Below are 18,037 nucleotides of genomic sequence, written 5' to 3'. Positions count from 1 at the left end.
TAAGATTTTTATTTTTTTATGACCATCCACCTACGCTTGCAGCAACTTATTGATACACTAGATATTAGCGTGCTCGAATTTTCTCGTAAACTGGGTGAGAATCGGGGCGAAAAAGTATACCACATCCTGCATGGTCGATTGAAGCCCCGGTTCGATACGCTCGAAAAAATTCTGATTGCTTTTCCGCAGGTGAACGGCGACTGGCTTCTGCGGGGTGAAGGGCTGATGTTTAAGACACTTAGCTCACCGTCGGCAGCCATCACAACCGAAGAACGACTACGTAATGTTGAGTTCCTGCTTTTTCAGCTCAATGAGCGCGTGGCCCTGCTTCAACAAACAAATGATGAGCTACTGGCCGAGCTAAGAGCGCATAGGGCAGAGGGGTAAGTACTTGGGGCAAAGGGTGAAGGAAATGAGTTGCTTCTGCTTTAGGCTTGCTAAACAACCTTCCTCCATTTCGGGTTATAGCTAAAAAACACGTAACGTTATGGCAACTACATCACCATTCGACCCCGAAAAAGTAGATCCTGATTATTATTCAAAAGATCCCAACCAGCATGGTACGTCCGACTTTGGCCGTGAATCAGAGGGGGTAGGAACGAACGCCTACAAAGATTCGACCTCGGGCATGGATATGGACAGCGAAAACATGCATCTGACGCACGATACCCGCGAAGCGAACCTCGGCGTCGGACGCGCTGGCGAACCGCATAACGAAAGCCTTGGCGGTACGCAGGAATGGGACGTCGATGCCGACGCTATTTCGGACGTACCCAAAGGGCATATGATGAGCGATGAAGCGGCCAGCAAATTGAGCGAGGTGGCTGAAAATCCTTCTGATGATGCGCTCCTGCACCGGGCCGATGCGACCTATCTGGAAGAGGGCGACAACCCGAATGAGGGTTATGATCCCCATCACATTGGATACGATGATAAAAACAAAACGGATGTGAGTAAATCATAATCGTTTTACTACAATGCCTAGTTACCGAGTGGCCAGTTAATAAACTGGTCACTTTTTTTAGTAGGTTTCGGTACATACAGGACGGTTTTTACTAGGAATCTTTCGTAAACTTGTCGGTCAATTGTTTGATTAAAATGGCGGCCCGTAGCCGCTTCCTGTCTTGCTGATCGAAACCCGTGCTTATGCCCGGGCGGGATTGCTCGGTAACCCGTCCGATGGATTCTTTGGTAAAACCATTGCTATTTCTGTTCGTAACTTCGGAGCGTCTGTAACGCTTTATCCGTCGCCCGAACTTCATATTGAACCGCAGCCACAGGATACGAACGTTTTTCGGAGCCTTCACCATCTGCGCGATTCGGTCAGTATGCTGGGTTATCATGGCGGGGTTCCCCTCCTGAAAGCGGCTATCAAGAAGTTCGCGGAATACTGCGAAAAAGAGAATATCCGGCTTCCTAATCAGAACTTTTCGATCCGCTATAACACTTCTATCCCCCGGCAGGTGGGTTTATCTGGGTCCAGCGCCATTATCGTTGCGACGTTCCGGGCGCTGATGCAGTTTTACAACGTCGAAATTCCTCTGCCTGTGTTACCTAACCTGGTGCTGGCTACCGAAACCGACGAGTTGGGCATAACAGCGGGTTTACAGGATCGGGTTATTCAGTGTTACGAAGGCTGTGTTTATATGAACTTCGACAAAGCCATTATGGAGCAGCAGGGACATGGTGCCTACGAACCGCTTGATTCCCGGCTGCTCCCCAGGTTATATATTGCCTACAATACCGATCTGGGTAAACAGTCGGGACAGGTGCATAACGATGTCAAATCGCGCTGGCTTAAAGGTGAACCTATTGTGGTCGAAACCATGAGCGCCATTGCTGATGTAGCCCGCCAGGGCCGTGAAGCGATGCTACAGCGTGATGCTGAGGCACTGAATGCATTGGTCAACCGTAATTTTGATTTGCGGGCTCAGATTTATAACATCAGCGATCGGAACCGCAGCCTGATCGAAACGGCCCGCTCCTGTGGGGCATCGGCTTCGTTTACGGGTTCGGGTGGTTCCATTATCGGCCTCTACCGCGACGACGCCATGCTGAACCGCTTATTTGTATCCCTGAAGAAAATCAACGCCCGCGTGATTAAGCCATATGTAGTATAAATTGGCGAAAGAGCGAAAGAATGAAAGAGCGAAGGATTCTCGCGTCGGCCACTCTTTCGCTCTTTCGCTCTTTCGCTCTTTAAAAATGATAAAGAAAGCCGTTATTCCTGCTGCCGGATTTGGGACCCGGTTTTTACCAGCGACCAAGGCACAGCCTAAAGAAATGTTGCCTATCATTGACCGACCAACCATTCAGTATGTGGTGCAGGAGGCCGTTGATTCGGGTATTGAAGACATCCTGATTATTACAGGCAAAGGCAAACGTGCCATTGAAGACCATTTTGATCGCAACCATGAGCTGGAAGCGCGTTTGGAAGAAAAAGAGGACCAGTTGCTACTCGATGAAATGCGCCGTCTGTCCGACATGGCTACTCTGCATTATGTACGGCAACGGGAACTGAATGGTCTGGGCGATGCAATACGCTATGCTAAACATCACGTTGGTAATGAGCCGTTTGCTGTGTTGCTGGGCGATACTATCATGGATTCGGTAATTCCGGTAACGCAGCAATTAATCGATACCTACGCGCAGTATGGCGGCTCGGTGATAGCGGTAGAAGAAGTGCCGCATGATAAGGTAAATCGCTATGGAATTGTCGGTGGTAAATACTTGAGCGACCGTATTCTGGAACTAAATACACTGGTTGAGAAGCCTTCCATCAGCGATGCGCCATCCAATCTGGCGATTGCGGGTCGGTATATTCTGACGCCCGAAATTTTTACCATGCTGGAGCAGACGCCAGCTGGTAAGAACAACGAAATTCAGTTGACCGATGCCATGCTGCTGCTGTTGAAGCGGGAGAACCTGTACGCTCATTGCATCGAAGGAAAGCGGCACGACATTGGTAACAAGCTCGATTTTCTGAAAACAACCGTCGAATTTGCCTTGAAGCGTCCCGAATTTGCCGACAAGTTCCGGGCCTTTTTAGAAGAGATTTTGGCGAAGGAATAACCGAAAGAAAGGTATAAAAAGGAGCGATGTGTGTACATATCGCTCCTTTTTATTTTTCACCTTACCCGCACACTGACTATTGCTTCGTCGTCCTCACCATTGGTGTACCCATTGCCTGGTGTCGAGTCGGGGTCCAATGGAGTAACACTCAATACCTGACCCTGTATTGTTCCTGAATTGGGTACCTGAACAAACAGCGACATAGTCCCTTTATTGCCTGCAGCGATTGGCCCTATGTTGGCCGTAACTGACTGTCCATTGATGGTCAAGCCGGTTGTAACGGCCAATTGCCAGCCTGAAGGCAGGAGTGTTTTCAACGTTACATTGTTAGCCATTGCTCCACCACTGTTCGTGACAATAAACGTAAACTTGGCTACCTGATTCGGTTGCACGACCAGTTGGTCACTAACAATAGCTAAACTCAGATCGGCTTTTGTTGGATCTGTAGGAGGTTGGTTCGATTGTACGGTAGGCAATGGAACCTGATTGGGATTCGGTGAAATACTTATGGCATCACTCTGTTCAGGCGTCCGTAAATCGACGGTAGCTTCATCATCCTGCCCATCGCCCGTACCCGACCCCGGCTGGCTGTCGGGATCACGATGGGTACTGGTCATAATCTGAGCTGATGTCAGGAACGTACCCGCCTGCCTGGGCTTGATTCGAAAAGCAAAGGGCAGACTGGTGCCAGCGTCGACTCTCCCCGAATTGATCCGAACTGTATCGCCAGTGGCCTGAATGCCTGCATCAACCGCATTGACAAACTCCATACCTGCCGGAAGTAAACTTCGCAGAGTAACATTATCAACAACGCCCGGCCCGTCGTTGTTGAGTACTAGGGTAAGGGTAACGGGCTGGTTAACAGTCGGACTACGACTACTAAGGCTCATTGAAATAGAGAGGTCGGCCTCATTACAGATTGCAAATGGCTGACTGGGTAACGTTGCCAGGTTTGGATTGCTGGTAACTACCCGGATGCGGTATTGGCTGCCCGAGGTTAACTGGGGCGACAGCGTAACGGTGAAGGGCCCGGTAGCTGTAACGTTGCTGATTGTCGTTTCATTGGCAAAGGAACCGGTTGGGTCCGATAAACGAACACTGTAAATGCCATCTTTAGGACCGTCAACAACGTCGATGGATACAGTAAGCGGATTGGTAAGGCAAGCAGGTGTAGCCGGGGTATTACTTAGCGTTAGGAGAGGCTGGATAACGGTAGTCGGTTCTTTTTGGTACAAGATTTGGCGGGCATCAATAAATGTAATATCGAACCACATCACCTGGCTCGTATTGCCCTGTAATCGTATCGAGTATCGGTATTTGCCGGGCGTGACTCCACCAACCCCGACTGCCTGGGGAGGATAATTGCGGACGTACGTAAAATTGGCAAATTCTTCATAGTCGGGTGCCTGCGAGCTTGGTGGAGCTAGATACCAGCCGGTATCGGTGAATGTTCCCCCATCAATGCGTTCAAGTTTCACCTCAACGGATGCTGTCGATTCCACCATAGCAAAGAAACCATGTGTATAGGAATCGTATTTATACGACACCCGCCGAATGGCATCGGGGGGTGTACCTCCCATGACAGGCTGACGTAATACACGCAGCAGCGCAGCAGGAGCGGCCGATTGCTGGATTGTAAACGGTTCACTAAGAGTTCCCAGAATTACTGGGTTCGTTGAACGGGTTCTGACCCGGTATTGGCTATTAGGTAGGCTGGAAGGAATCTTTATTAGAATCGGGTTGTCCTGCGTTGGGGAGGACTCGGCAACCACTGTTCCATCGCTGGCCCGAATGATCTGAGCAACATATTGATTGGATGGCTGATACGGGTTACTACGGAGTGATGCGACGGCCAGTGTATCACCCTGCCGACGAAGAAGGGGCAAGGTGTATCCGGTGGTAATCAAAGCACCAGGGTCGTTTGGCATGAAAGGGACTGCATTCTGAAAAAATGCAGTTGTCAGTGCCTGATCCCAACTATTAGTAAATCGGACCAGGCCTGGACCTTTCATGTGAATGCCATCCGGCCGGTTTGCCGTGCCTATAATACTGTCGCTGGCTGGGCCAGGAAACGCGTTGGGTATATTGGCAATGAGTTGGTTCTGAGCCGAAATAATGCCGGCATTGGTCTGATAATTATTAAAGCTCACGCGTGAGATCATCCAGGCCAGTGGCTGCGAGCCTACCTGCTGTCGACTTTTCTCAATGACCGCATTAATATTGTTGTAATATGTCTGACCATTTACGTTATAGTACGTATCGGTTTCGCCCTGATGCCACAACACGGCTCGGGCACCTGTACGCGATACATAATGCAGCAAGGCTTCTCCCAGCCTTCGATAAACCGACGAGTTGGTGGTGGTACCCATATTTCCAGTCGCACCCTGCTGCCATTCGCTACTGCTGCTGCCCCCCAGAGCTGCTCCCAGAAATAAAACGGGAACATTTAAACGTTGCACCAGTTTGTCGCCGAGGGTACTCCATAAATGGGGAGGCTGACTAGGACCTATAGAGCTTCCATAACTGACTTTGCTGAATTGTAAGGGTAAAAGCTGCTCGCTGATGCTATCCTGCCGGAAATCGACGCAGGATACGCGATCCTCGACCGAACTCGTTACGCGCTGCAAGCCGCCGTATACGTTCGATTGCCCCGCTACTACAAATACCTCGCCTACGCCTATCCGATCAACCTGTGTTTCGGCTATAACCACCGACCCATTTTTGGCCCGGACTGCTAATCGGTACCAGCCACCGTTGACTGTTACCTGACCCCGGAACGAGGATGTACCTGATAAAAATGAAAGGGATGACCAGTTGGTGAGCGTTCCCTGGCTGGATGATATGGGTATAAAACGTGCCTCAACCAGGGAGGCATTGGTTGGTGCCGTGCCGGTTATGGTAACAGTGGCATTATTCGCTAAGTTGCGCTGGAATACCATTCTGGTTACCGGGCTCGTAATCGTGAGCTGGGCATACAGGGTGGTAAAAGGAAAAACTACCAGTATTAAAAATACTAGCCTCTGTAAAGGTAAACGCATAGACAATCTATTAAATGGATAGGATATAGGATGCGGTGACAAATAGTGTGCCTAAAGACATCGAATTAATTATTGTTTTTAGGATCGATAATGCATTTGTGTTGATTGACGAAGAAGTTGGATTGATTATACAAGAGGAGTTTAGGGCAGATGCGAGGAAAAAGGTATTATTATGAGCGCTTACGTTCTTACTTATGGATGCTGTGTTTAAGTTGGCCTTAACCGGCTATCTGTCAATAGCTTTGCTTCTTTCACAGGAGTTAACAACAAGCCCTGAAATCAGTCAACAGGTGCCACTGGCTACCAGACGACCTAATATTGTTCTGATTGTTTCCGACGATCATGGGCGCGAAGCGGTAGGGTGTTATGGCAATACGTCCATACGCACGCCCCATATTGATCAATTAGCGACCGATGGTGTGCGTTTTTCGAATGCTTTTTGTACTACAGCCAGTTGCAGCCCTAGCCGGTCTGTATTACTTACCGGTATCCATAATCATGCCAATGGTATGTATGGACTAGAGCATCAGGCTCATCATTTTAGCTCGTTCGACACAGTACGTTCTTTACCTGTCTGGCTCGCGCAGGCCGGCTATCGCACGGCCCGCATTGGGAAGCTCCACGTGGCGCCAGAGCCAGTTTATCGTTTTCAACGTATACTTGGTACAGGAAAGGTCAATGATCCTGCATCCATTGGCCGTAGTCCGGTTGAGATGGCGCGGGCGTGTTATGATTTTATGGCGCAGGAATCAGATAAGCCATTCTTCCTGTATTTTGCAACCGACGACCCTCACCGCAGCAATACGATCGCTCCTGATGGCTCACCCATTTTTGACGGTACAAAACCGAATGTATTTGGGAATCGGCCGGGGGGGTATCCGCAGGTGGGCGATCATTTTTATCAACCTCGCGAGGTCAGCGTTCCGGCTTATCTACCCGATAACCGAGCCTGTCGGATGGAACTGGCTCAATACTATGAAGCCATTAGTCGACTCGATCAGGGCGTTGGACGGTTGGTAGATTATCTGAAAGAGACGGGACAGTACGATAACACCCTGATTGTTTATCTGTCGGACAACGGGGCTCCCTTTCCAGGAGCCAAAACGAACTTGTACGAACCGGGTATGCGGTTGCCCTGCATCGTAAAGCTCCCCAGTCAGCGCAAGCGTGGTTTTGTGCAGGATGCCATGGTTTCGTGGGTCGACGTGACGCCTACATTGCTGGATTTTGCGGGTGTTGATCTGAGCAGGATTGCAACACATGGCCGTTCGTTCCGGTCGATTGTGGAGCAGGAGTCGGTGACAGGCTGGGACGAGGTGTATGCATCACATTCGCTGCATGAAATCACAATGTATTACCCCATGCGGGTGCTCCGCGAACGACGCTACAAGCTGATTTTCAATGTGGCCCACGAATTGCCTTACCCAATGGCACTCGATTTATATCGGTCCTATACGTGGCAGGAAGGGTTGAAGAAAGGGGTAAAAGTATACGGAAAACGAACGGTAGACGCTTATTTGCATCGTCCACGTTTTGAACTTTATGACCTACAGACCGATCCCGACGAGATCCACAATCTGGCTGCCAATCCGAAGTATGGCGAGGTACGTCAACGGATGCAGACTAAGCTAAAGCAGTTTCAGAAACAGACCCATGATCCGTGGCTAAGCAAATGGGAGTTTGAATAATATAGGTTTCAACACAGAGACGTGGAGAGTACACAGAAAAAATAGTTTATGCAACTCACGTATCGATAAACGCTGTACCCTCCCCGACCCTGTGTTATACTTTTACTGAATCTGTGTGTCGGCGAAGTAGACCATGGCGTTGTGGAGGAAGGCCCCATAGGCCGGGTTTTCGGTGCCGTTCTGGCTCGTAAACCGGGCATCATCGAGGTATAATTGAGCCAACCCTTTATACGCTTTTGCCATATCTTTCGACTGGCAGACTTCTTCTCCCCAGAAGCCCCGAATATTGGCATAATGCCGGGCTATCTGCTGTTGTACCACCAGGCTGGTCGGGTCCAGATCGACCATTGCCGTTAATTTCTGCGCAATAGCTTGCTGATCGGCTTTAAGTTCCTCAAAACCGGCCTTGCCCATTTGCTGTAGTTTGGCTTCACTACTTTCAACGGCTTCTTGGCCGTATTTTTCAATAGCTTCCTGTCGGTACTCTCTGCCTTTGGGAAAACCTTCGTATAACTCTTCGTTGGTTACCATGACTCGTTTGCCTTTTAAAGTTGAAATTGTTTTATCAATCGTCAGCAGCAGCTTTGACAGTCGAAATTGCTGGGCCTGAAGGGCTAGTTTATGACTTTCGAGTGCTTTCAACGTGTCGAATTCCGGATCTTCCAGAATATGCAGAATCTCGTCAAGCGAGAAATCCAGTTCTTTGTAAAACAGAATCTGCTGTAGCCGGATCAGTTCTTTTTCACCATACAGTCGGTACTTAGCCTCGGTACGGACTACTGGTTTTAATAGACCCACCCGGTCGTAATGATGGAGTGTGCACACACTTACACCTGCCAGATTTGCCAGCTTATTGACCGAATAGTGTCGCATAAAAAAACGTGCTTTGATTGACCCTGGCAAATGTAGGCTATGACGTAAGGGGAGAGTCAAGTAAAAGTTTGATTTTTTACCGCCGATTTACATAACGCAGGTGGGAACCCGCTATTTGGGCCCATTGCGCGGGTTTCCACCTGCGTTACCTAAATCGGAGAACGAGGTGTTTGGGATTTATCGCTGTTTTCGGGCGTTTTATCCCCGAAATTCGACGGTTAATCAATTTGTCATAGGAGCAGACCGACCGATCAGTCATTTTTGTAGCCTCCCTTCCAACAGTAAACAACAACTACCATGAAATTCAAACACTGCTTATTGCTCAGTCTGATTCTGTCATCCTTGATGATTGGTTCCTTAATGGCTCGTAGTTTAAAAGCCCAGCATAAAGCCAGCGCAGCCATGCAGCAATCCCGTTAATTAGCCAACAGTTATCAAACCAGTTCGGCCCAGAGGGCAAACTGGTTTGATAACTGTTGAAAAGGCAAGCGTTAGTTCGTCACAACGGGTCGGGGAAGTCTATTGACCAGCCAAAGGCAGAATAGTGCGTTGAAAATCAGGGTGAACGGAATCACCGAAATATTCTTGAAGAACAGAATGATTGCCCACTCCGACGATTGATCGGAAATCAGGTCGCGGGCTTTCAACGTAATGTAAAGACAGGTTTCGTAAGCAATGTGGTCGATTAACTTGTTGAACAGCAGGGCGATGACCGAAAATGCGATTAAATTGACCAGTAAAGCCCCCCACTTGGTTCGAAGTTTCTGAATTGCCAACTGCCAGTTTTGTTTCCGGCTCTGTTTATTAAAAACGATCTGCATCAGCCGCTTAGCTCCGGCCCCTATATTGGTGAGCCCCAGTGCATACAGGAAAATCAGTATACGGGCCGACTCCACAACAATTTCCAGCAATCCATGCGACAAAGGGCTGATCGGTCCAAACGCTTTCAGTTGAATGGCTCGTCCAACAGCGGCAATCAGCCCCAGGCTGAAAATAAACCCGAAATGTTTTTTGCAGAATTGAATCGTTTCGACCGTCCAGTCGAGCGCTTTGAGGAGGTTAGGGGGTAACGTCATAAGTCAATTGGGTATTAATACTCAGATTAGTATTTAGTTTAAAAGTATTGATAGCCAGTAAATTACTGATTCATGTGAAAAGCCGCGAGGACGCGAAGACGCAAAGAGTACGTATTGATTACTTCCCTGCGCCTGCGCGTCCTCGCGGTTTATGTTCTATACGATTCTTATGCCAAAGTAGCCTCAACGCTGATGGTTGTATTGAACAGCTTCGAGATCGGGCAATTGTGTTCGGCATGGTCGACTAGTTCGTCGAATTTAGCTTTATCCAAGCCTGGAACAGCGGCTGTCAGCGTCAACTTTGAACTGGAAATGCCACCATCTTCAAGAGTGATAGCACAACTTACGTCTAGCGATTCGGCTGCGAAACCAGCCTGCTGAATGTTGAAGGCCAGTTGCATGGCGAAGCAACCCGCGTGGGCAGCCGCTACCAGTTCTTCAGGGTTAGTGCCGATTCCATCTGCAAATCGGGTATTGAACGAATATTGGGTTTTGTTCAGAACCGTGCTGGCGGTAGTCAGGTCTCCTTTTCCATCTTTTCCGGTTCCAGTCCAGTGAGCAGAGGCATTGCGTACGATTTTCATAAGAGTAAGCTTTAACTTGTTTTGTGATTTGTTTTTGATGCCTCAAAGGTAGACAGGCACTTTTTGCCAATTTTTCACCTATGTTAAAAAGAGAATATAGAACACTGATTTTTATGATGATTATGATTTGTCATGATCTGTGTAAATCATAATCATAATAAAAATCAGTGTTCTATTGAACGTAACGAATAGCCAATGCCCACCACGAAACACACTACCTTACATCAGTCTTTACGACAATTTGCTCAGCTTTCTGACGATGATCTCAGGCTGGGTGATCCGTTCTGGACTATCCGAACCATCGCCAAACATGAGTATTTCAATTTTCGGAATTCGGTATGTCGGCAGGTGGGATTTATTCTGAAGGGAATCTTTCGGGTTTACTACATCGATCCCCGAACCGAGCAGGACCATAATCTCTACTTTATTCCTGAATACGCTTTTCTGACTTCGCTAAAAAGTCTGCTGACGAAAACCACCTGCCCATACTTGATTGAAGCGCTGGAAGATGCTGAGTTGCTGGTGATCGACTACGACCATCTGCAGCAGTTATACGAACAGTCGCACGGATGGGAGCGCTTCGGCCGTTTGCTGGCCGAACAGTATTTTGTGTTCAATCAGACCCGTTCGGAGAGTCTGCTGACCCAATCGGCCGAGGAGCGGTATTTAGCTTTATTGACGAATTATCCGGATATTCTGAATCGGGTATCGTTGGGGCATATTTCGTCCTATCTGGGTATTAAGGGGCCGTCGCTCAGCCGCATTCGGGCACAGGTAGCGCAGAAGTAGGAGGCCAGAGCAGTGGGCGTTTCCAGTAACTCGTCAGCACGTTTGGAGGTTCGTTCTATGAATTCTAAATTTAGGCAATAGACCTTTTTCTGCTAAATTTCCAGAACGACTCGTCAAAGCAATGACAAACCTCTCTACTGAAGCGCCTGTTCGTTCGCCCAATCCGTCTCGTTTAGCAACCTCAAGCTTAATCACCCTGCGTTGGACCAGCATTTTGCTGGTGGTGATGGTTTGGGCCAGTGCTGCCTTATTTGGGTTGTATATCCTGGCCTTTTACGCAGCTGCCTTATACAACGGCGACATGAGCCGATGGAATGAGGTGTTGCCCCGATTATATGAACGAAACACGACGATGGCTACGGCCGGAATAGGGCTGCACTTTGCTATGGGGGGATTATTCTCCTACTAGGAAGTATTCAACTGATCGACGCTATCCGGAATCGGTTTCCGTCGGTGCATCGCTGGATTGGCCGTGGCTATGTGCTGGCTTCGCTGCTGGCGGCTATGGGTGGATTAATTTTTATTGGAATAAAAGGGACAATTGGCGGAACCTTCATGAGCATTGGCTTCGCACTGTATGGCGTCCTGATGTTTGTGGCGGCAATTGAAACCTATCGGCATGCCGTAGCCGGGCGTGTTGATACCCATCGGACCTGGGCGTTGCGGTTGTATGCATTGGCCATTGGCTCCTGGCTATATCGTATGGATTATGGGTTCTGGGTTTTGCTGACCGACGGCCTGGGGCACACGCACTCGTTTAGTGGCTGGTTCGATTACGTTATGGACTTTTTCTTTTATCTGCCCAATCTGCTGGTAGTCGAAGCGTTTATCCGTGCGGATCGCTATAAAGCGTCGCCTATCCTTCGCCTGTCGGCATCGTTGGTACTCCTGCTGGCAATGGGCTTTCTAGGTTTAGGTACGTACTACTTTACCCTGTATTACTGGGGACCTGCTATTCTGCGGTATTTATCCATTGCCTAATTGCTTAATAGCCTTCATCCAGAACGAGGTAATAGTTTTTTATAGCCGTTGTCTGGTCGGCATGCTGAAGCGTTACCGTCAGTAATTCGACGTGGGTATAGGCATCAAATTTGACAATCCGGCTATCCATAACCAGCTGTTGCTGGCTAGCAGCCTGTTCCTCAACAAATACCAGCGCTTCTTCCCGCGAGTCGAAACTACCGAGCAGATGGCCCAGGTCAAGAGCAGGCTCTTGTTCTGGAAGTTCACCCGTTGTGTTGGAGATGGGCGATTCAACGGGGGCTGAATAATCAGTAAGTGAGGTGTTGTAAAGTTCGATAGTCATCCGGGTGAAAAGTAGGTATAAACGGATAACTATTTTTAGGAGAAGTAGTTAAAAAATATGGAGATACGATTTGATCATTTGTCGCATATGTAGTGGCTCAACCTTGTCCTGCTGAAGAACGAAACATCTTAAGTTAGTGCTACCTGAGCATTTTTAATCGTTCAGATGCTTCCTACCTCAGCAGGACAAAATCGGCGGTTACAGGCTAAAGATCCTAATAGGCTTGATAATAGGTAGGCCAGAATCGTTATTTAGCCACTCGTTCATACCTTAACAGCTTACTGGCCCAGGGAATAAAATACTGGAAATTAGGCGCGTCGGTATGGCCGCCGTTATGCTGCCGCCACGCGAGTTCGCCGTTCATCAGGCCGGTCAATACGGGTGGCATACTGTCTTTATTGTACTCACTATTGGCACTTAGGTCTTTCGCACCCAGAAGTTGGAAAACCGGCCCAGCCGCTACGGTTGCCTTGTAACTACCCATCTGATCGAGCCATTTGGCATCGCCTTTTTCGGGTATACCGTAACTGACAAACGTTGGCCTTGGTGCACAGAGCGCCAGTAATTCGTGTGAGTCGATCGGGAGATCGCAGCCGGTTTTAGGGCCAGACGAAGATTCAGAAGCGGCATATTTCAGATAATTTCCGGCCATCCAGTGATACTCACCGCTACCCGCCAGACTTTCGACGGCTTCTCCAAAAACGCGCCGTTGCAGCGTAGTACCACCTTTTCCGGACGAACCAATCAGTACCATCGCAAATCGCTGGTCGAAGGCCATCGCCACCAGGGCCGCTTTCCCATAGCGGGAAACCCCCTCAACCGCTACCTGTTTGGCGTTTACGAGCGGATCGGTTTCCAGATAATCGAGTACCCGTGAAGCCCCCCAGCCCCAGGCGCGTAAGGCGCCCCAATCCTCTGGTTTGCGTGGTTGGCCTTTATTGGTCAGACCAATAATGCCTCGGGTAAGGCCCGCGCCGTTGTCGGCCTGGATACTACCCGGTTCCAGGGTGCAATAGCCCCAGCCAGCCGCCAGCAGTTGCTCGGTAGGGGGCGAGTCGCCGTTGGGGGCGGGGGCAAAGAAATTGGGGCCGGGCAGTCGGGTGATGGGTGAGTAAGCCGGGTATTTATCGAAAATAGCTTTTAGCTCCGGGTTGCTCTTGATCATCATGTCCTTAAAAGCGGCATTGATCTTTTCCAGCTCAGGAAGCGAAGGCTGAGCCGGTGCCGGTAAGGTCGGAAAGCCCAGCATGATCATGACGGGTACGGGGCCTTTCACGTTTTGCGGCAACACCAGTACCATGTTGATATTCACACTGATCAACGGATACTCGCTATTATCGACCCGGCCAATCATGTGCCGGGCAAGCACAGGGATACGGCCCACAAATTCGTTGTCGGTAACTTTCGTTGTCCAGGTAACCTTAGGAACGTTGGCCGGTATGCGACCATACATTTCCTTTTCGAAATCCTCAATGATTTCGGGACGACGAACGCTCCACCACTGATCGGGGGTTGTTACTTTCCTGCCTTTTTTAGTGGTAAGCACATCGGGTAGTTGTGGGCATGGATTCGCCTGCGACTCGTCGTAATTGGCATGATTGGGGTCTGATTCATTGCCACTTGGGCCCGGTCTTAATTTGCGGATGCCCAGTTGCTGCATCATGTTGGCCTGATCTTGTTGGGCCGTCATGGTTTTCAGCGGAGGGTACTTGCTGCTATCGATGGCAACTTGTTGAGCGATGGCCCAGCAGGGGAGGCTTGTCAACAGTACTAGCGCCAGATGTTTCGGCATATAGGTAGCGGTTTAGGAAGATTAGTTGTCGGTTCGGAACGGTGAAGCGGGTAGTCCCTCCTTATTATATAGGTTGGGATTCACGGGGTTATCGGCCCAGGCGTATCGCACGAATTTGGGCGAAAGTACCTCGTCGCTCCAAACGACCACTTTATCACCTTCGATTTTTGCCTTTGCCCACACGAATTTTTTGTCGCTGCCCGCAATGGCAAACTCGCCCAGTTCCTCGCCATCATGGGTGATCAAGCCACCGCCAACATGGGTAAAGCTGATCGTTATTTTGTTGCCGTCGACCTGCGCTGATTGATACAAAGGACCTGAAGAAACCAGGTTTTCGTGGTAAGCGGTTTTCAAAGCGGCCAGGGCCAGCCGTTCTCCAACTCCCTGTTTATTGTCGGGGTGAATATCGTTCCATTCGCCCAGGTCAATGGCGACAACCATAGCCGTGTTGGGTACCGATAAGGCGTTGAGTTGACCTTCCCGCAGAATAGCCCAGTTGCTTTCAGAAGGGAGATAGTTGTAGTCCATAAAGCCCGGAAGCTGGATGAATAGAAAGGGCAACGCTCCCTGTTGCCATTGATTTCGCCAGTTTTTGATCAGAGCAGGTAATAAGGTTCGGTACTGCTCAGGTTGTCCGGCGTTACTTTCGCCCTGATACCAGCAAAAACCTTTGATGGCGAACTTGATTTCGGGAGCTACCATGGCATTATACAAGGCCGTTGGCTGATTCTGAGCCGCGATGCCGCCACCAAAAACTCCTTCGACGGGCCGGTAAACGGTGCCGACTTTATACTGCCATGTCCCTTTCAGATCGACCGTATCGGCACCCGCAAAAACACAGTACGGCTTGTCGGGTACAAAGCCACCTTTCCCGGCCATATTGGTCACCCGCACGACAAACACGTTTTTACCAGCTTTCAGCAAATCGGGCGGAACGGCATACCGGCGTTGTGGGTACTGATAGGTGGTTCGACCGACCGACTTGCCATTGATATAGAGTTCGTCGGCATCGACGATTCGCCCCAGAAAGACGCGGGCCGGTTTACCAGCCATAGAGGCCGGGATGGTAATTTCCCGTCGATACCAAACCACACCGTTCAGGTCTTTAATGCCCTGATCTTCCCAATAACCGGGAATATTGATAGGCCGCCAGCCTTTGGGAACGTAAGCCGGGTCATACCATTTGGTGGCTCCTGTCTGTCCTAAATCTACAGGAGGAGCCGGTCGGTGGGTGGGCTGTCGTCGGGACAGACTGTTGATATAGGTGGTGTCTTTATTCTTCTCAGCAGTAGCTTTTAGGGTAACAAAATCGGTCAGGCCCTCTTCACTCATCCAGGCTTCGATGGGGGTACCGCCTACACTGGCGTTAATGATGCCGATAGGTATCCCATACTGTTGGTGAATTTTTTTGGCAAAGAAATAAGCTACAGCCGAGAACGGGCGGACATCTTCCCCAACAGCAGCTTTCCATTGGCCATTGGGCAGATCGCTCTGAGGTCCCTGCAGGTTCGTAAGGGTGGGAATCCAGAACTGGCGAATTTGCGGATAGTTGGCTTTCGCAATTTCGTTGGCATAGGTCACGTCATGAATGTTGAGCTGGTGAACCATATTGCTCTGCCCACTACAAAACCATACATCCCCCATCAGAATATCGTTTACGGTTAGTTGCGTACTGCCCACGATATCCATGCTGTAGGGGCCACCTGCTGCTGTCGATGGCAACTTGACCTGCCATTTTCCGGTAGCATCGGTGACGGTTTTGTAGGTTTTCCGGTTGAAACGCACCGTAATTTTTTCACCCGCTTTGGCCCATCCCCATATGTTCAGGGGCGTGTCGCGCTGCAATACCATTCCGTTGCTGATTAGGCGGGGCAAGCGAAGCTGAGCCTGCGTTGAGTTCGTTAAAATACAGAGCAAACAAATAATTAGTAGGTGCTTCATTATACGTGCATTAACGGATTTAGTATTCTATGCAATCGGTTGCAGAGATAGCGCGAAAAATAAACCGCTACTAAGGATGACTCTCCCATAATTGATCGCGGTTCGAGTTCAAAAAGCATAGACTATCGGTTTACTAACTATTTATTTTGCTCTAAATGATAGAGAAGGCAACTAATACCGTTAAACTCTGGCTTGTGCATATCAGCACAATTAAAAGAGGTACTATAGGAATGTGCTGTTGATGAAAAGCCGATAACTCCGATTGCCATACAATCGTGTGTTTTATGGGGGAGATAGTTTTTAAACGTATCCCCAACTACCTGTTTTCCCAAATGTTTCCAAAATTGATGCAGTGTTTTGCATACACCTGACTGTCGGCTAAAGGGCCGTCAGGTGTATGGACATGACGAGCTTTTTTTTCGCTTACGTTCGACAACGGTTTTTAATAACGAGAAACCGGTACTGGCAAACTGGGTGTATTCTGGTGGGGTTGAGTCTATCCGGGCTACCGTCCTGGGGACAGGCACTCTCGCTGAATCAGGTGGTCGAGCAGAGCGTACGACAGTATCCGTTTCTGAAAGCGAAGCAGGCCGAAATCAGTAGTGCCGAGCGTCGGGTACAGGCCAGTCGGACTGAACTGATGCCGATTATGCTGCTTCAGCATCAGTACAACTATGCCACCAGTAACAGCCTGAATGGGTCTTTCTTCCCAAATGAAAGCGTCAATATTTCTACATCGGGTGGTGTACGGCCTGTCGCGATTTCGCAGGCTAGTTTTGGTAGTTTTTCGACCGCTTCTATCGAATGGCGGGCTATCACGTTTGGGCGGATCAAAGCGAACATTGGCGTAGCCAACGCCGATCTGCAACGGAGTCAGGTCGATTATGAAAATGAAGTGTTTCAGCATCAGGTGCGCACCATCGATGCCTATCTGCTTTTACTGATCAATCAGAAACTGGTTCAGATACAACGGAGTAACCTAGACCGGGCCGAAACCTTCAAACGGGTAGTCGATTCGGGAGTCCGGTCGGGTATGCGGGCGGGCGTCGATAGTGCGCTGGCCACAGCAGAGGCCGTTCGGGCGCGTTTGCTTCTACTCGAGAGTCAGCAGCGCGAGCAGGTACAACGGCTCCGGTTATCCGAACTAACGGGCTTGTTGCAGACCAACCTCCGGGTCGACAGTATGCGCTTCTACACCAATCTGCCTAACGATTCGTTTCTGTCGGATTCCATTTCGCCCAAGAACCCAACGCTTCGACTGTTCGAATCACAGGTCAATCTGTCGGCGGCCCGGAGTTTAGCAACCCAGCGATCGGGGATACCCATGATTTCACTGGTCGGGGTAGGTAATGCGCGTGGTTCGGGCTTTTCCAATCAAGGAGATATTTTTCTGAATAATCAGATTAATGGCCTCGGCTATCAGGTAGGGAATTACCTCGTTGGAATCGTGGCTCGCTGGAATTTAACCAATATGATACGCACCAGACGTGATTACCAGGCCGATCAGTTTCAGATAGAGCGATTCCGGCAATTGTTCAATGAGCAGCGTTTGCGAATCAACCGACAGTACCAGGAAGCAGATACGCAGTATGACGTAGCACTGGAACAGGCGCGTCAGGCCCCGCTTCAGCTACGGGCGGCTCGTCAGGCATACGATCAGGCTAAGGCTCGCTATACCAGTGGTTTAACCGATTTGCCGACCCTGCTACAGAGTGTGGTTACGCTCAATAGGGCCGAAGTCGATGGCTACGTAGCCACCAGTAATGTCTGGCGGTTTCTACTGCTGAAAGCCGCTGCTGAAGGGGATTTGTCGCTATTTATGAATCAGGTAAAATAAACCAGTTTTTAGTGTCTACAGTTGCGAGTCCTCGCCGGGGC

Annotated in this window: 17 protein-coding genes; 10 read left to right on the top strand and 7 right to left on the bottom strand. The window is 49.5% G+C overall.

Features of this window, described 5'->3' with window-relative positions; all coding sequences use genetic code 11:
• The first annotated feature begins 18 nt into the window (after positions 1 to 18).
• The 4 genes from B5M13_RS22755 to galU all read left to right on the top strand — a co-directional run bounded on the left by B5M13_RS22755 (position 19) and on the right by galU (position 3,072).
• On the top strand, positions 19 to 387 hold the full coding sequence (locus B5M13_RS22755; RefSeq protein ID WP_080057855.1) for a helix-turn-helix transcriptional regulator: 369 nt from the start codon (positions 19 to 21) through the stop codon (positions 385 to 387).
• 100 nt (positions 388 to 487) lie between these two features.
• Positions 488 to 964, top strand: coding sequence for a hypothetical protein (locus tag B5M13_RS22750; RefSeq protein WP_080057854.1), 477 nt, complete (start codon positions 488 to 490; stop codon positions 962 to 964).
• Positions 965 to 1,124: 160 nt separating this feature from the next.
• Complete coding sequence (locus B5M13_RS22745; RefSeq protein WP_080057853.1) at positions 1,125 to 2,120, top strand: mevalonate kinase family protein; 996 nt, start codon at positions 1,125 to 1,127, stop codon at positions 2,118 to 2,120.
• Positions 2,121 to 2,205: 85 nt separating this feature from the next.
• Positions 2,206 to 3,072, top strand: coding sequence for a UTP--glucose-1-phosphate uridylyltransferase GalU (gene galU, locus B5M13_RS22740; RefSeq protein ID WP_080057852.1), 867 nt, complete (start codon positions 2,206 to 2,208; stop codon positions 3,070 to 3,072).
• 56 nt (positions 3,073 to 3,128) lie between these two features.
• Here the strand turns inward: galU and B5M13_RS22735 are convergent, their stop codons facing one another.
• Positions 3,129 to 6,011, bottom strand: coding sequence for a sialate O-acetylesterase (locus B5M13_RS22735; RefSeq protein WP_080057851.1), 2,883 nt, complete (start codon positions 6,009 to 6,011; stop codon positions 3,129 to 3,131).
• Positions 6,012 to 6,304: 293 nt separating this feature from the next.
• Here B5M13_RS22735 and B5M13_RS22730 point away from each other — a divergent pair, with 293 nt between their 5' ends.
• A complete protein-coding gene (locus B5M13_RS22730) occupies positions 6,305 to 7,798 on the top strand; it encodes a sulfatase family protein (protein ID WP_080057850.1) in 1,494 nt (497 codons plus the stop codon).
• A 102-nt stretch (positions 7,799 to 7,900) separates the two neighbouring features.
• Here the strand turns inward: B5M13_RS22730 and B5M13_RS22725 are convergent, their stop codons facing one another.
• Positions 7,901 to 8,671 carry a MerR family transcriptional regulator gene (locus B5M13_RS22725; protein ID WP_080057849.1) on the bottom strand — a complete coding sequence of 257 codons (771 nt, stop codon included), beginning with the start codon at positions 8,669 to 8,671 and terminating at the stop codon, positions 7,901 to 7,903.
• 297 nt (positions 8,672 to 8,968) lie between these two features.
• On the opposite strand from B5M13_RS22725, the gene B5M13_RS34465 reads away from it, so the two are divergent.
• Positions 8,969 to 9,091 (top strand): hypothetical protein, encoded by a 123-nt coding sequence (locus B5M13_RS34465; RefSeq protein WP_262508054.1) that lies wholly within the window; start codon positions 8,969 to 8,971, stop codon positions 9,089 to 9,091.
• Between the two features lie 71 nt (positions 9,092 to 9,162).
• On the opposite strand, the gene B5M13_RS22720 is transcribed toward B5M13_RS34465, so the two are convergent.
• Together B5M13_RS22720 and B5M13_RS22715 are read right to left on the bottom strand one after the other, a co-directional pair.
• On the bottom strand, positions 9,163 to 9,747 hold the full coding sequence (locus B5M13_RS22720; RefSeq protein WP_080057848.1) for a hypothetical protein: 585 nt from the start codon (positions 9,745 to 9,747) through the stop codon (positions 9,163 to 9,165).
• Between the two features lie 167 nt (positions 9,748 to 9,914).
• The gene (locus B5M13_RS22715; RefSeq protein ID WP_080057847.1) at positions 9,915 to 10,331 is read right to left on the bottom strand and encodes an OsmC family peroxiredoxin; all 417 of its coding nucleotides are present in this window, start codon (positions 10,329 to 10,331) and stop codon (positions 9,915 to 9,917) included.
• Positions 10,332 to 10,526: 195 nt separating this feature from the next.
• Here B5M13_RS22715 and B5M13_RS22710 point away from each other — a divergent pair, with 195 nt between their 5' ends.
• The 3 genes from B5M13_RS22710 to B5M13_RS34240 all read left to right on the top strand — a co-directional run bounded on the left by B5M13_RS22710 (position 10,527) and on the right by B5M13_RS34240 (position 12,101).
• Positions 10,527 to 11,120 (top strand): Crp/Fnr family transcriptional regulator, encoded by a 594-nt coding sequence (locus B5M13_RS22710; RefSeq protein ID WP_080057846.1) that lies wholly within the window; start codon positions 10,527 to 10,529, stop codon positions 11,118 to 11,120.
• A 121-nt stretch (positions 11,121 to 11,241) separates the two neighbouring features.
• Positions 11,242 to 11,529, top strand: a complete 288-nt coding sequence (locus tag B5M13_RS34245) for a hypothetical protein (RefSeq protein WP_245859447.1) — start codon at positions 11,242 to 11,244, stop codon at positions 11,527 to 11,529.
• Positions 11,514 to 12,101, top strand: coding sequence for a DUF2306 domain-containing protein (locus tag B5M13_RS34240; protein WP_317047016.1), 588 nt, complete (start codon positions 11,514 to 11,516; stop codon positions 12,099 to 12,101). The genes B5M13_RS34245 and B5M13_RS34240 overlap by 16 nt, the downstream gene beginning before the upstream one ends.
• A gap of 4 nt (positions 12,102 to 12,105) precedes the next feature.
• Here the strand turns inward: B5M13_RS34240 and B5M13_RS22700 are convergent, their stop codons facing one another.
• From B5M13_RS22700 to B5M13_RS22690, 3 genes are all read right to left on the bottom strand, one after another.
• Positions 12,106 to 12,426, bottom strand: a complete 321-nt coding sequence (locus B5M13_RS22700) for a hypothetical protein (RefSeq protein WP_080057845.1) — start codon at positions 12,424 to 12,426, stop codon at positions 12,106 to 12,108.
• Between the two features lie 247 nt (positions 12,427 to 12,673).
• Positions 12,674 to 14,218: a glucuronyl esterase domain-containing protein gene (locus tag B5M13_RS22695; protein ID WP_080057844.1), complete on the bottom strand. Its 1,545-nt coding sequence runs from the start codon at positions 14,216 to 14,218 to the stop codon at positions 12,674 to 12,676.
• Between the two features lie 21 nt (positions 14,219 to 14,239).
• Positions 14,240 to 16,159, bottom strand: coding sequence for a sialate O-acetylesterase (locus tag B5M13_RS22690; protein ID WP_080057843.1), 1,920 nt, complete (start codon positions 16,157 to 16,159; stop codon positions 14,240 to 14,242).
• 403 nt (positions 16,160 to 16,562) lie between these two features.
• On the opposite strand from B5M13_RS22690, the gene B5M13_RS22685 reads away from it, so the two are divergent.
• A complete protein-coding gene (locus B5M13_RS22685; RefSeq protein ID WP_245859446.1) occupies positions 16,563 to 17,996 on the top strand; it encodes a TolC family protein in 1,434 nt (477 codons plus the stop codon).
• Positions 17,997 to 18,037: the final 41 nt, after the last annotated feature.

It is taken from the genome of Spirosoma aerolatum (assembly GCF_002056795.1).
Classification (GTDB): Bacteria; Bacteroidota; Bacteroidia; order Cytophagales; family Spirosomataceae; genus Spirosoma; species Spirosoma aerolatum.
This window is presented reverse-complemented; position numbering and strand designations above follow the sequence as displayed.